We start from the raw sequence: 14,480 nt of genomic DNA, 5'->3' as shown, positions 1-14,480 counted from the left end.
AAACCAGTACATTGGTCATATAAAACATTGGATAAGTGTGCAAATATTCTTTCGATCAGCGAGGCGAAAAAAGAATGCAAATTTACCATTGCTTTTAGGTGACGCATGAACTAGCACTACTGGTTCTAAAAAATAAGGAGGGTAAGAAACATGGCAAAGTGGAAAAAGGTTACGATTGCCTTGAGTGTCGGAATTATGATGTTAGCTCTGGCAGGCTGTTCAGGAGCTAAGCAGGAAACAACAACTAAGCCGGCAGACAAAAAAATCGTTCTGGGATTCTCCCAAATCGGTGCAGAAAGTGAATGGCGCACAGCAAATACCGAATCCATAAAAGCATCTGCACAAGCGGCTGGTATTGAACTTAAGTTTTCGGATGCCCAGCAAAAACAAGAAAATCAAATAAAAGCCATACGGTCATTTATACAGCAAAAAGTGGATGTAATTGCTTTTTCTCCTGTTGTAGAAACAGGCTGGGATGCAGTACTGCAAGAAGCAAAGGCTGCTAAAATACCTGTAATCTTAACAGATCGGTCCATTAAAATGAGCAGTGGCAATGCAGAAGATTATTATGTTACCTTTATGGGCTCCGATTTTGTGGAAGAAGGCAGACGAGCTGGTAAATGGCTAGTTGATTTCATGAAAAAAGATAATGAGGCTGTAAATATTGTTGAATTGCAAGGAACCGTTGGCTCTGCTCCTGCGATTGATCGTAAAGCTGGTTTTGAAGAAATCTTAAAACAACACGCCAACTATAAAGTCATTAAATCGCAAACTGGTGATTTTACACGTGCCAAAGGTAAAGAAGTGATGGAATCATTCCTAAAATCAGCCAAAGCTGATGGACAAAAAATTGATGTATTATATGCCCATAATGATGATATGGCAATTGGTGCGATTCAAGCAATTGAAGAAGCTGGACTAAAACCAGGCAAAGATATTATCATTGTTTCGATTGACGGAGTTAAAGGTGCATTTGAGGCTATGATTGCAGGAAAATTAAATGCAACGATTGAATGCAGCCCACTGCTCGGCGATCAATTGATGACAGCTACAAAAGACTTGGTGGCAGGTAAGACCCTTGACAAACGCATTGTCACAAAAGAAGGTGTGTTCCCTGCAGAAGTGGCTTCCAAAGAATTACCAAATCGTAAATACTAAAATTATACAGATATACCGATCCACCCCACCAGTTCTATGTAAAATAGAAACAATCAGGGGTTATCTTTACAAGATAACCCCTGGAGGAGTGGGTTTTTCTTTTATCGATTACTGATTTTGATACGGAGGTGAAATGACAATGGATGATGCAAATTCTTTATTAAAGGCAAAGGGGATTTGTAAAGCATTTCCTGGGGTTAAAGCTCTCAACAATGTAGATTTTGAACTAAAACCTGGAGAAATTCACTGTTTAATGGGAGAAAATGGAGCTGGAAAATCGACTTTGATTAAAGTGTTGACAGGTGTTGATCCTCTTGATGCTGGAGATATCTTTTTAGACGGTAAAGCCATTGCGCCCAAGTCGCCTCATCATGCCCAGCAGCTAGGAATTAGTACAGTTTATCAAGAGGTTAATCTTTGTGCCAATTTATCAGTTGCCGAAAATATTTTTATAGGCAGAGAGCCATTGCGCTTTGGCAGTATTGATTGGAAGGAAATGAATCGCAAATCGCAGGAGCTATTGGCGCGCTTGAGCCTTGGGATTGATGTTACCCAGCCTTTAGAGCGTTACTCTGTTGCAATACAGCAAATGGTAGCGATTGCAAGAGCACTTGACATATCGGCTAAAGTGTTAATATTGGATGAACCGACTTCGAGTTTGGATGCTCAAGAAGTTGAAAAACTGTTTGGACTTATGCGTAAGTTAAAAAAGCAAGGTTTAGGAATTATTTTTGTAACTCATTTTATTGAGCAAGTTTATGACGTTTCCGATAAGATTACCATATTACGTAATGGTGAATTGGTTGGTTCCTATGAGACTGTAAATCTGCCCCGTGTTCAGTTGATTGCAAAAATGATTGGCAAAGCGTTTGATGGATTTGAAAGTAGCTGCAAGACACTAAAACTGGATATTCTTCAAGAACGGCGTAATAATTTTTTGCAGGTGCGTGGTCTTGGTCACAAAGGTTCGATTCATCCCTTTGACCTAGATATATGTAAAGGTGAAGTGCTTGGTCTTGTAGGTTTATTAGGATCTGGTCGAACAGAAGTTGCCCGTACTATTTTTGGTATTGATAAAGCCGATAGCGGAGAAATCGTCATTGAAGGACAAACTGTTGCCATACAAAGCCCCGCTGATGCAATTCAATATGGCCTGGCGTATTGTTCTGAAAATAGAAAAACGGAAGGGATTATCGAAAATCTTTCTGTAAGAGAAAACATTATTTTGGCATTACAAGCCAAGTTAGGGTGGATGAAACACATAACGAAAAAAAGACAGGATGAGATTTCAAAAAAATATATTGCATTACTAAATATTAAGACTGCTGGACCCGAACAACTAATCAAAAATTTAAGCGGAGGAAATCAGCAAAAAGTAATATTAGCCAGATGGCTGCTGACAGAACCTAAGCTTTTAATACTGGATGAGCCTACACGTGGGATTGATGTAGGTGCTAAAGTTGAGATTCAAAAATTAATACTGTCTCTGGCAGAAACCGGCATGTCCGTTGTATTTATATCTTCAGAACTGGATGAATCGGTTCGATGCTCCAGTCGTATGGCAGTTTTAAGAGATAGAGTAAAGATAGCAGAGATTTCAGGTGAAGAAATGGAAGAAAAATATATTATGCAGACGATTGCAGGGGTGTAGAAGGATGGAGAAAATACAGTCTAATTGGAATCGATTTACAAGTTCTAGACTCTGTTGGCCTCTAGCAGCATTATTTTTTGTCTTACTTTTCAATTTCTTTTTTACGAAGGATTTTTTTATGATTGAAATGAAAGATGGACATTTCTACGGGGTTACCATTGACATTTTAAATCGTGCCGCACCTTTAATGTTGCTGGCCATTGGTATGACCTTGGTCATTGCTACAAAAGGAATTGATATATCTGTAGGATCGATGATTGCTATTTCTGGAGCGGTAGTAGCTTCCCTAATTGGTGGAAAATTAGAATACGTAGATGGCGTTAAAACACTCATTACACTTGTTCCCATGCCTGTTGCCATCATTACTGCACTTTTGGTTACCACTCTTTTAGGAATGTGGAATGGATTATTAATTTCTAAAGTGGGAATTCAGCCGATTGTTGCCACGCTGATTCTACTGGTTGCTGGTCGAGGAATCGCTCAGCTGATTACGCAAGGACAAATTATTACAGTATATTATAAACCCTTTCAATTTATTGGCACTGGATATATATTGGGTTTGCCTTTTTCCCTCTTTGTTGTAGGGCTGGTTTTCGGCATTACCTTTTATGCAGTACGAAAGACAGCTTTAGGTATGTTTATTGAATCAATCGGAATTAACGCTGTTGCTAGTAGGTTTGCAGGAATCAAAGTGAGTAAATATATCTTTTCTGTCTATGCCTTCTCTGGATTGTGTGCTGGCTTGGCAGGACTTATTATCTGCTCCAATGTAAGTTCAGCGGATGGAAATAATGCGGGGTTATTTATCGAGCTAGATGCCATTTTAGCAGTCTCACTTGGTGGGAATTCTCTTGATGGTGGTCGATTTTCCTTGGTAGGAAGTTTGATTGGAGCTCTAGTGATTCAAAGTATTACAACGACAATTTATGCCTTAGGAGTACCTCCAGAGATTACACTAGTGGTCAAATCCATTGTTGTCATTATTATCTGCTTACTGCAATCTGCTAAATTTCGAAAAATTGTATTTTCTAAATGGGCTCAAAAGAGGGGGATTCCAAGTGAAAAAAATGCAGCTAAGTTATAAGTATATTAATCTAATAATTACGGTTGTATTGTTTTTTGCTTTATTTGCTGCGGGCTCTGTATTGTATAATGGATTTTTTTCCACACAAGTGCTGCTCAACATGCTTATTGATAATGCCTTTCTAATTATTACTGCAATCGGTATGACCTTTGTACTTATTATTGGCGGAATTGATATTTCAGTAGGGTCTGTAATTGCATTAGTATGTATGCTTTCCGCATATTTGCTGGAAATACAGCACCTTAGTGCATTGATTGTTATACCATTAATGCTGCTTATGGGATTTTTATTTGGGATTGTGCAAGGTAGCTTTATTCATTTCTTTACGATACAGCCATTTATTGTAACTCTTGCAGGTATGTTTTTAGCTAGAGGACTATGCTATGTAATCAGCATTGATACCATAATGATTACCAATTCCTTTTATCAATTTATAGCAACCTACCGAATACCACTACCTTTTGACAATTATATTTCAATTAGCGTTATGATTGCTCTTGCATTAGTAGCAGCAGCATTATATCTTAACAATTATACTAAATTCGGACGTGCAGTATATGCGATCGGCGGCAATGCTCAATCAGCAATGCTGATGGGACTTCCGGTTGGCAGGACAAAAGTGTTAGTATATGGTCTAAGTGGATTTTGTTCCGCACTGTCAGGGGTTGTGTTTAGTTTTTATATGCTTTCGGGTTATGGACTGCATGCTATGGGATTAGAAATGGATGCGATTGCATCTGCTGTAATTGGTGGAACACCTTTAACAGGCGGTGTTGGATTTATCACAGGAACAGTTTTCGGGGTTTTGATACAAGGGGTCATTCAAACTCTAATCATGTTTCAAGGAACATTAAGTTCTTGGTGGACCAAAATTGCTGTTGCATTTTTACTCTGTCTATTTATTGTACTGCAAAGAATCGTTGTTTCTAGAAAGGAGCGTACTAAATCAATCTCATAGAATAGATCTAACAGAAGTAGTTTATCAACCTGAATACATGATTGGAGTTTTCTTAAAAAATCCTGCCAAGTTTTGTAGAAATTTGGCAGGATTTTCATGTTATATGGTAAATATAGTTATTATAAAATAATGATTCATAATTATTAAAAAGCGAATAGAAAAGTCTTTCCATAAGGCAAAGGGGGAGATTTATAACATAATGTTACGAATTGCATGCAACATACGTACAACTTGTAATAGTGATAAAACAAAAAAAAGAATGATATTGCTGCTAATGGTTGCAATTATTAATACTCTTATTGTGAATATGGCAATTGCCAGCGAGAAAAACTCTTATTCAGCAACTAATTTTCAAATTTTAGAAGATGTAAATGGTAGCTATCGTTTTTCTGAGATAATTTCACCAGAATGGAATGAAAGATATCTAGATTATCCTGAGGAAATACTGTCTTTGGGGATCACCAAATCAGTTTATTGGGTACGTTTCAAGTTACCTGCAGAGGTAATTGGAAAATCACCAGAGGACTATTTTTTACAATTAAATAACCCGAACATAGATAAAATTGATTTATATATGCCTACGATAGATAAGGAAGTTAATTATTTAATATCAGAAATAGGGGTAAGCAGGCCAGCTGCAAATAAAGAAATTACTCACAATACATGGGTATTTTCACTTCCTCATCAATTTAGCGAAAGCAACTATTTATATCTTCGCTTAGAAAGTACATCAGCTCTTCGCTTACCAGTGATACTTTGGCAAAAAGAAGCTTTTTTAAAAGAATCTTTCTTAAAACAGTCAGGTTTTGGTGTAGTTTATGGTGTTCTTCTGGCTATGGTATTATTAAATCTTTTTATTTTCTTCGCTTTACGTGAGAAGGTTTATTTATTTTACGTTTTATATATGGGTTCTATGTTTTTCTATCAATTTCAAGTACATGGTTATTTAAAGCTGTTTGTAGATATTCCTTATGGGCTGTATAATCGTATTTTCTGGATTCTCCTAGGGGCAACCTTTATTTTTTCTGTTTACTTTACACGTGAATTCCTTCAGGTTCGGGCTAATGCTCCTGTATTTGATAAAATTCTGACTGGAATTATGTTGTTAGCTGTACTACAGGGAGCGTTAGGTGCTTACGGATGGAATGTTTGGGCCAATCATATTGCTCATGGATTGGGACTTTTAGGTCCTATCTTTATGATGATATTAGCAGCCATTCGTTTTAGACAGGGATTTAAGCCTGCGCGCTATTATTTATTTGCCTGGGGTCTGCTGCTTATGGGAGTATTGCTATGGTCCCTTGCCGCCTATATTGATAATCCCTTTCCCGCTGTTAATTACTTATTAGTGGCTACAGCAGGGGAATCCATTTTACTTACCTTTGCCCTAGCAGATCGGGTAAGAATTTTACGTTTAAAAAAGGATGAGCTGGATGAAAAGGTAGAACATTATCGAGACCTTAGCCTAACAGATGAATTGACAGGTTTGTATAATAAAAGATACTTACATAAAAGATTGGCTGAAGAGATAACTGCTGCGGCAAAAAATAATGGCTCTTTGTCTTTAATGGTAATTGATATTGATTATTTTAAATACTACAATGATAATTATGGACATTGGGAAGGAGATAAGGTTCTTGCCAAGCTAGGCCAGATATTTATGTTCTTGCTAACAGAACCAAATGAAGCTTTTCGTTATGGTGGTGAAGAATTTACTATATTGTTGCCGAACACAAACTATAACGAAGCTTTACCAATTGCCGAGAATATTCGTGAAAGATTACGAATGGAATCTTTTACACCTGCATCAGATATAAAAGTAACAGTGACAGTTAGCATTGGAGTAACTGAAATGAATCCTGGTGATGATATTGCAAGTTTATTCCAGCGTGCTGACGAGGCACTATATAAAGCGAAAACCCAAGGACGAAATCGGACGGTAGTAGTAGCGTGACGCATACGTTAGGTACAATAAAATAGTTTAGAAAAGCCACTCATACGGAGTGGCTTTTTTGGCATTGGCTCATATAATAGTTGGGATAAAGAAAATATAAACTTACGAGGCCAACGAATAGGCAATATTGTGAAGAAGTAGGATTGAACCTCGAAAATTGTCAATAAATAAAATTAATAACTTCCCATGGCATTACATATTTTTACAGTAATGATTTGATATTATATTGAATTGTAATTGCTTTAACGTAGTAGAGGAGGTAGTTCGATGCTGCTAGATATTTTATACGGATCATTTTGTGTTGGTGCGATCACGTTAGGTACTGTATTGTGCATGTACTTTAAATTGCCATAAGCATGGCATTGTTAATAGTAGGAAATGAGGAAAGAGGTGTTTAATTTGAATAATTGCGACTGGAAAGAACATCCTATCGTATTCATTGCAGGATTATTAGTAGTGTATACTGCAGGTAACACAATTATGGCTTTATTAAATTTATAGTATTCTTCCCTTTGTTTTAGTAAAAGATATGAGAAGAAAGTCGTCCTAAACGGACGACTTTCTTTTCATTATGTTACGATAACGGCATCATAAAAGTATAGTAATCTAGAATAAGATGAATAACTTAAAGTTATCATTTGATGAATATTCGATATTATCATTATATTCTAATAAAACGTATAATGTGGATGAAGTCATTACTTGTTTATTGAGTTAGAAGGAGAGATAAATATGAATTTACATGATGAGGCTTTACAATATCATCGAGAAAATAATGGCAAATTAGGCGTAATAGCCAAGGCTCCTATAAGAAATGGTTATGATCTGAGTCTAGCATATACTCCGGGAGTAGCTGAGCCCTGTATGGAGATCCACCGTGAGAAAGATTTGTCCTTTGAATATACCTGTCGAGGTAATATGGTGGCAGTGATTACCGATGGTACTAGAGTATTAGGACTTGGGGATATTGGTCCAGAGGCAGCTATACCTGTAATGGAAGGAAAAGCTGTGCTATATAAAACCTTTGCTGATGTAGATGCGATTCCTTTATCCATTGAGACGAAGGATGCAGATGAATTTATTAAAACAGTTCGTATGCTGCAGCCTAATTTTGCAGGGATTAATTTAGAAGATATTTCTTCTCCTAAATGCTATGATATTGAGGATGCGTTAAAAAAAGAAATGGATATTCCAGTGTTTCATGATGACCAGCATGGCACGGCTATTGCTGCTGTAGCGGCTACTATTGGTGCGTTGCGATTAGTAAAAAAACAATTGTCCGATGTTAAAGTTGTCGTTAATGGTGCTGGTGCAGCAGGCACCGCCATTGTACAGTTATTACTCAATGCTGGCGTAGGACATGTTATTATGATGAACTCTAAAGGTGCTATGTATGAAGGGATGGAAATGTCCCGGGTAAATCGGGTTCAGGAGTCATTGTTATCGAAAACCAACTTAAACAAGGAGAAAGGGAGTCTCGCTGATGTTGCGAAAGGTGCCGATGTGCTGATCGGTGTTTCCCAGCCTGGTTCCTTTACCGCAGAAATTGTTCAGAGCATGAAGGAAAATTCTATTGTATTTTCCTTGTGCAATCCAGAGCCAGAAATTAGCTATAAAGATGCTAAAGCTGCTGGGGTAAAAGTAGCTGGTACGGGCCGTTCAGATTCTCCAAATCAAGTGAATAATGTTTCGGTCTTTCCAGGAGTTTTCCGAGGAGCAATCGATGTTAGGGCTCGTCAAATTAATGAAGAAATGAAATTGGCAGCAGTGTATGCGATTTCTGAGCTAATAACAGAAGAAGAATTGCGGGAAGATTATGTTGTTCCTGATGTGTTTGATAAACGTGTTGCTCCAGCCGTGGCAGCAGCCGTGGCAAAAGCCGCCATAAAAACTGGTGTTGCTAGAATTGTTGTTGATCCAGAAGAAGTAAAGGCTAAGACGGCAGCGAGAATAGAACACTCTTAAAAAAATGAGTAGTAGGATGTATTTGACATTTCTAATCCCATGATTTAATATTTGTAGTACTACTACATGTTGGGAGGGATATTGATTGAACGAAGTTCTACAGAATATTTTAACCCGCAGAAGCATTAGAAGTTATCAGAGTGAACAAATTACAGATGCAGAGCTTGAGGCAATTATAGAAACTGCTAAATACGCGCCAAGCGGCAGTAATTCTCAATCTTGGCACTTTAGTGTTGTACAAAGTGAAGAAAAGCTGCTGCAGCTTAATACTTGTATTCGAGACGCCTTTAAAGATCTGGTAGTTGATGAAACAACATATCGTGCAAAGGTAGCAGGTAAAAAGGCGGCAGAAAGTGACAGCTATAATTTTTATTACCATGCGCCGACTCTGATTATAGTGTCAAATGATCGGCAGTATTCAAATGCAATGGCTGATTCGTCACTGGCCCTTCAGAATATCTTCTTAGCTGCTCATTCACTGCATATCGGTTCATGTTGGATCAATCAATTGGCTTGGTTTGGTGATGAACCCGTCGTGCGAGACGTATTAACGACACTGGCAGTTCCGCAAAATTATAAAGTATACGGTGCTGCGGCGCTAGGATACATTTCAGGCAATCAGCCGAAAGCTGCTCCACGTAAAGAAGGTACTGTAAGTATAATAAAATAATAATCCAGACTCCCTGCAATATTCTAAGTTAAGAAACATTACAGGAAGTCTGGATTATTATCATTTATACTAAATCTTAAGGTATCAGTAAAAAAAAAACTTGCATAGAATTACAAAAAATGTAATTTTATTGCAGGATTTTGAGACTTAATGGTAAATAGAATATAAACAGGCATTTTTATTTTATATAAAGAACTAAGTGAAACGGAGGTAAGAATATATGAGTCATGATAGTTCTGAAAAAGATTCTAATAGAAGCTTTGGAGCAGATAATTCGAATACAAGCTTTAGTGGCGGTTTTGGATTAGAGCTCTTAAATAATAGTTCTAATGGTGGATTTGGAGTAGAGAAGCCTAGCGGTAATTACAAGGCAGTTTTAGGAAGCGAAATTGCTATAGAATCAGTTGGGAGTATATTAGATATTCATACTGAGACTAGGGGGGGGATTGCAGGAGGAGCTGTCTATTTAGGAAATGTGAATCGTTATTTTGCAAATAATTCAATAGAAGAAATCTGTGATACTCGTGAAATTGGCAATGTTCAAAGCTGGTTTGAACGTGGAAGTGTAATTGGATCGATAGTGAAAGTCGTCACTGATCTATATTATAAATATGTATCACCAGAAATGAAAAGTGTGGAGAAAGTTATTACTGATATAGATAATAAAATTGTAACAAAAATTGAAGAAATTTCATCTGGGGGCTGGGATAGTCCTTACCGAAATATCCAATTGGATGGCTGTATCAAAGGAGATATGGCAGAGTCTGATCAAAGCAATATATTTTACCGAAATGATGAACGCAGGGAAAACCAAATGGATATATCTGAAGGAGAGGTTTTTAGGACAAATAACAAGAAGGATTAAAGTTAAAGTTTATTAATTAGATTCTTTAGTGAAGATAATCTTAAAGTCCGAATCTTGAGTTCCTTTCATTAAGCAGTTTATAAGTTCAGTTTTTATATTCTCTTTAATTTTAATATCTTCATATGGAGGTTCCCAATAGTTCATTGTATCACTAAAGGCAATGAATCCGTCTGTAAGCATTTTTCCTTGAATGATTGTTTCTTTATCAGCGATTTCTACCTTAAGATAGGAAGTTGTTGCGGTTATTTTCATGTTGTCACCTCTTCAATAGATTTGTTTTATAATTGACAATTATTCGTTATGATTCTTAGATTTTTCCAATTTTGGTGTTCTGTTGTTATAATATAAGAAAAATATGACAGATTTATGACAAGCTTATGATTGACGAACTTCCGTTATTAAGCATCATATTGTCTTTAAAATAGATTGCTGCCTTTCAGAATGTACTGAGAGTAGCAATTTTTTTGTTATACAAAAAGTGTTACTTTAGTCCTCTTGTTGCTTTAAAGTCTTGCCAGGATACTGAATATGTGACAAAATCTATACGTATATAGTGATGTTATAAAACTGGAAATAAGAGATGTTTTGATTCCAAAGAAAGGAGCAGCGATGGAAGAAAAAATAAGCATGGAAAAAGAACCATTAACATACATTAACACCGGGAAAATTTGTTTAGCTGTGATAGCAAAAGGCTTCGGAATGCCAATTGACGAAGAAAAATTAACAAAAGAATATGGGATTAGTGACGATCTCTCTGATCCAAAGGACTTAATAAAAGCTGCAAAAAAGATTGATTTAAAAGCAAAAGTAGTAAAATTAGGGAAAAGAGGGTTTTCTGCTATTCAGTCTCCTGCAATTGCGAAGATGAATAACGGCGATTATATAGTAATTGGGGAAAATAATGCAAAGAAAATAGCACTGTACTCACCAAGGCATGGACACTCCATTGTGATGCCTTTAGAAGAATTTCTTCTTGGTTGGACGGGGCAAGCAATTATATGTAAGCGCTCCTTTAATTTAAAAGACATCAGTAGACAATTTAATTTAATTTGGTTTATACCTGTTATAGTCCGCTATAAGCGCTACTTCATAGAAATTTTGGGAGCTGCATTCTTTTTTCAATTATTTGGACTAGTAATACCGTTATGTACACAGGTGATCATTGACAAAGTAATCATTAATCATGGAACAGTTACGTTAAATATACTTGTCATGGGTATGGTGTTTGTCGTTCTTTTTCAGACGATAATGAACCTGATAAGGACGTATCTATTTACCCATACCACAAATAAAATTGATGTAATTTTAGGTACTAGAATGTTTCGTCTTTTAATGCATCTACCTATACAATTCTTTGAAAAGAGACGAGTAGGAGATACTCTAATGAGAGTGTCTGCTTTAAATAATATTCGCGAATTTTTAACTGGTACCGCTGTGACGGTATTGATTGACTTAGGTTTTTCTATGATATTTTTTGCTGTAATGTTTTATTATAGTGCACCGTTGACTTTAATCGCTATTGCTGCTATACCCATTCAATTCGCAATCAATATAATAGGAACGCCAATGTATCAAAAAAGGCTGCAAGATTCTTGGAATGCCAGCGCAGAGAATAATGCTTTTGTTGTTGAAGCGATAACGGGCATTCATACTGTAAAGTCTTTAGCAGTGGAGCCGCAATTTAATTTTAAATGGGAGAGATTGTTATCTAAAAGCGTTAGTACTAATTTAGATAAGGCGCAGTTCAGCGTTGTGTTAAATAACGGGGGGAGCCTTACACAAAAACTGATTGCATACTTGCTTATCTGGTTTGGCGGATTTATGGTAATTGATGGAGCGGTAACAATTGGTCAGTTTATTGCATTTCAAATGATGGCGAATCAGGCTGGTGCACCTTTATTACGTTTAGTAGGCATGTGGCAATCTTTTCAGCAGACAAAGCTCGCTGTAACAAGAATTGGAGATATATTAAATGCAGCACCAGAGCCAACCAGTTTGCCAGATGCAATTCGATTATCAGAAATCAAAGGCGAAATAAAACTTGAAAATATAACCTTTAGATATTACATTGAGAATGATGAAGTACTCCGAAAAATCAATCTGCACATAAGACCAGGTATGAAGATCGGTATCGTAGGACGATCGGGCTCGGGGAAAAGTACCCTAACCAAAATTATTCAGCGATTATATATTCCAGAAGCGGGGCGGGTTTTGATTGATGGCGTAGATATAACGCAAGCTGATCCGGCTTGGTTAAGACAACAAATAGGTGTAGTGCTGCAGGATAACTACCTGTTCAATGGCAGTGTCAGGGATAATATCGCTCTTGCCCGTCAAGGGGTAAACATGGAAGAGATTAATCGGGTTGCTAAACTGGCAGGTGCTCACGATTTTATTCTTGAACTCCCTGAAGGATATGACACGATTGTAGGAGAACGAGGGACTGCATTATCCGGTGGACAGCGCCAGAGAATTGCAATTGCTCGAGCGCTAATTTCCAATCCAAAGATTGTAATATTTGATGAAGCTACCAGTTCCTTAGATTATCAGTCGGAGCGGATTATCATGGGGAATTTAAAGCAAATTGCAGATGGACGTACGATGATCATCGTTGCTCATCGTTTGGCGAATGTGAAAGAGTGTGATGCAATCATTGTTATGGAGCGTGGTCAAATTATAGAGCACGGGACACATGTACAGCTCGTAGAAAACAGAGGCGTGTATTATAATCTCTATCAACAGCAAGGAGACAGCCATGTTTAATAAAATGTTTGGTTTTATAAAGAATCATGAAGACTTACAGACGATTTTGGAAAAGATAAAGGAATTTTATGAAAGAGTAAAAATTAAGAACATCGAAAAATTTCAAAGTAAAGAAGCTGAATTTTTACCTGCAGCATTGGAAATTGTTGAATCGCCGCCATCTTATGGCAGTCGAACTGTATTATGGACATTTTTCATACTAGCAATTATTGGATTGCTGTGGGTGACATTTGGCAGTGTAGATGAAGTCGCGATAGCGCCAGGAAAAATCATCCCTAATGGCTATGTTCGAGTACTTCAAGCGGAAGATAAGGGGATCATTAAAAAGATTTATGTAGTAGATGGACAAAAAGTCCAAAAAGGTGACTTGTTGTTAGAGTTAGATACTACATATTCTGCAGATGATTTAGCGAAAGTGAGAAGAGAAGCGATTAACGCCAGTCTTGAAGTAGAACGCTTGACAGCCGAAAAAGAAAATCGAGCCTTTCTGCCGCACACGATACCCCAAGCAGATGACAAAGATATACAAGCGCAGATCAATCTTTATAATAGTCGAAAATTTGAATATCAGACAAGAATTGAAGAGGCTCGGCATACAATGGAGCAATATCAGCAAAATTTGCAAAGTGCTCAAACAGAGAAGAAGAAACTAACAAAGTTGCATCAGCTTGCCGAAGAAAAAGAGGGCAAATTAGAGCAATTAGTAAATGAGAATGCGATATCAAAACTCACTTTGATCGATCAGCAAAGTAAACGTGAAGAAATGGAACAAAATTTAACAGAGCAAGAATCCATAATCAAAGCACAAGAATCCTTGTTAGCGAAAAGTCAGGCATCGTTAGCACGGGTTATAGCAGAAAAAAATGTGGATCTTGATACAAAACTGGTTGAGGCAAGACAAAAACTGTTCTATCTCAGGGAAACATTGAAAAAGGCAGAAGAAAAGAATCGTTTAGCAACTATCGTTGCTCCAGATGATGGATATGTAAGCAATTTAGCAGTGCATACGATTGGAGGTATAGTAACACCAGCCCAAGTACTGCTAGAGGTAGTGCCTGATAAAGTCAGCTTAGAAGTTGAGGCGTGGGTGGCGAATAAAGATATTGGCTTTATACGACAAGGACAGTCTGCTGAGATTAAGATTGAATCCTTTAATTTTCAAAAATACGGAACGGTGCCTGCAATCGTCACTACGATTAGCCCGAATGCAGTAGAAGACCGAGAAAAAGGCAATGTATATCGAGTTCTTTTGCAAATGGACAAAGACTATGTAGTAGTGAATAATCAGGAGACACGTCTTAATAGTGGTATGACGGTTAACGCTGAAATTAAAACCCAGCAAAAGCAAATCTATGAATTTTTCTTAGAACCCTTTAAAAAATACCAAAGCGAATCTTTGAGAGAGAGATAAG

At 37.1% G+C, this 14,480-nt stretch carries 11 protein-coding genes; 10 read left to right on the top strand and 1 reads right to left on the bottom strand.

Annotation, left to right across the window (positions count from 1 at the left end; translation table 11 throughout):
• Nucleotides 1-150: 150 nt before the first annotated feature.
• The 8 genes from BMZ99_RS06415 (at nucleotide 151) to BMZ99_RS06380 (ending at nucleotide 10,305) form a co-directional block, all read left to right on the top strand.
• The gene (locus tag BMZ99_RS06415) at nucleotides 151-1,158 is read left to right on the top strand and encodes an ABC transporter substrate-binding protein (RefSeq protein WP_090934122.1); all 1,008 of its coding nucleotides are present in this window, start codon (nucleotides 151-153) and stop codon (nucleotides 1,156-1,158) included.
• 139 nt (nucleotides 1,159-1,297) lie between these two features.
• Entirely contained in the window at nucleotides 1,298-2,809 is a 1,512-nt protein-coding gene (locus BMZ99_RS06410) for a sugar ABC transporter ATP-binding protein (RefSeq protein WP_090934120.1), read from the top strand.
• Between the two features lie 4 nt (nucleotides 2,810-2,813).
• Entirely contained in the window at nucleotides 2,814-3,893 is a 1,080-nt protein-coding gene (locus tag BMZ99_RS06405; protein WP_090934118.1) for an ABC transporter permease, read from the top strand.
• Entirely contained in the window at nucleotides 3,868-4,851 is a 984-nt protein-coding gene (gene yjfF, locus BMZ99_RS06400; RefSeq protein ID WP_090934117.1) for a galactofuranose ABC transporter, permease protein YjfF, read from the top strand. The genes BMZ99_RS06405 and yjfF overlap by 26 nt, the downstream gene beginning before the upstream one ends.
• Before the next feature lie 199 nt (nucleotides 4,852-5,050).
• Entirely contained in the window at nucleotides 5,051-6,805 is a 1,755-nt protein-coding gene (locus BMZ99_RS06395) for a sensor domain-containing diguanylate cyclase (RefSeq protein ID WP_090934115.1), read from the top strand.
• A gap of 732 nt (nucleotides 6,806-7,537) precedes the next feature.
• A complete protein-coding gene (locus tag BMZ99_RS06390) occupies nucleotides 7,538-8,770 on the top strand; it encodes an NAD(P)-dependent malic enzyme (RefSeq protein WP_090934114.1) in 1,233 nt (410 codons plus the stop codon).
• Nucleotides 8,771-8,855: 85 nt separating this feature from the next.
• A complete protein-coding gene (locus tag BMZ99_RS06385; protein WP_090934113.1) occupies nucleotides 8,856-9,440 on the top strand; it encodes a nitroreductase family protein in 585 nt (194 codons plus the stop codon).
• 220 nt (nucleotides 9,441-9,660) lie between these two features.
• Nucleotides 9,661-10,305 carry a hypothetical protein gene (locus BMZ99_RS06380; protein ID WP_090934112.1) on the top strand — a complete coding sequence of 215 codons (645 nt, stop codon included), beginning with the start codon at nucleotides 9,661-9,663 and terminating at the stop codon, nucleotides 10,303-10,305.
• Between the two features lie 12 nt (nucleotides 10,306-10,317).
• Here BMZ99_RS06380 and BMZ99_RS06375 read toward each other — a convergent pair whose 3' ends face one another.
• Nucleotides 10,318-10,557 (bottom strand): Imm74 family immunity protein, encoded by a 240-nt coding sequence (locus BMZ99_RS06375; RefSeq protein ID WP_090934110.1) that lies wholly within the window; start codon nucleotides 10,555-10,557, stop codon nucleotides 10,318-10,320.
• Between the two features lie 357 nt (nucleotides 10,558-10,914).
• Here BMZ99_RS06375 and BMZ99_RS06370 point away from each other — a divergent pair, with 357 nt between their 5' ends.
• The gene (locus BMZ99_RS06370) at nucleotides 10,915-13,068 is read left to right on the top strand and encodes a peptidase domain-containing ABC transporter (protein WP_090934108.1); all 2,154 of its coding nucleotides are present in this window, start codon (nucleotides 10,915-10,917) and stop codon (nucleotides 13,066-13,068) included.
• Nucleotides 13,061-14,479 (top strand): HlyD family type I secretion periplasmic adaptor subunit, encoded by a 1,419-nt coding sequence (locus tag BMZ99_RS06365; RefSeq protein WP_090934107.1) that lies wholly within the window; start codon nucleotides 13,061-13,063, stop codon nucleotides 14,477-14,479. Before BMZ99_RS06370 ends, BMZ99_RS06365 begins: the two co-directional genes overlap by 8 nt.
• Nucleotide 14,480 lies beyond the last annotated feature (1 nt).

The organism is Pelosinus propionicus DSM 13327 (assembly GCF_900114615.1).
Taxonomy (GTDB): domain Bacteria; phylum Bacillota; class Negativicutes; order DSM-13327; family DSM-13327; genus Pelosinus; species Pelosinus propionicus.
This window is presented reverse-complemented; position numbering and strand designations above follow the sequence as displayed.

Coding starts and splice junctions, on each gene's coding strand:
- BMZ99_RS06380 (WP_090934112.1), top strand. CDS start 9,661: ATGAGTCATGATAGTTCTGAAAAAGATTCTAATAGAAGCTTTGGAGCA.
- BMZ99_RS06375 (WP_090934110.1), bottom strand. CDS start 10,557: ATGAAAATAACCGCAACAACTTCCTATCTTAAGGTAGAAATCGCTGAT.
- BMZ99_RS06405 (WP_090934118.1), top strand. CDS start 2,814: ATGGAGAAAATACAGTCTAATTGGAATCGATTTACAAGTTCTAGACTC.
- BMZ99_RS06365 (WP_090934107.1), top strand. CDS start 13,061: ATGTTTAATAAAATGTTTGGTTTTATAAAGAATCATGAAGACTTACAG.
- BMZ99_RS06415 (WP_090934122.1), top strand. CDS start 151: ATGGCAAAGTGGAAAAAGGTTACGATTGCCTTGAGTGTCGGAATTATG.
- BMZ99_RS06390 (WP_090934114.1), top strand. CDS start 7,538: ATGAATTTACATGATGAGGCTTTACAATATCATCGAGAAAATAATGGC.
- BMZ99_RS06395 (WP_090934115.1), top strand. CDS start 5,051: ATGTTACGAATTGCATGCAACATACGTACAACTTGTAATAGTGATAAA.
- BMZ99_RS06410 (WP_090934120.1), top strand. CDS start 1,298: ATGGATGATGCAAATTCTTTATTAAAGGCAAAGGGGATTTGTAAAGCA.
- BMZ99_RS06370 (WP_090934108.1), top strand. CDS start 10,915: ATGGAAGAAAAAATAAGCATGGAAAAAGAACCATTAACATACATTAAC.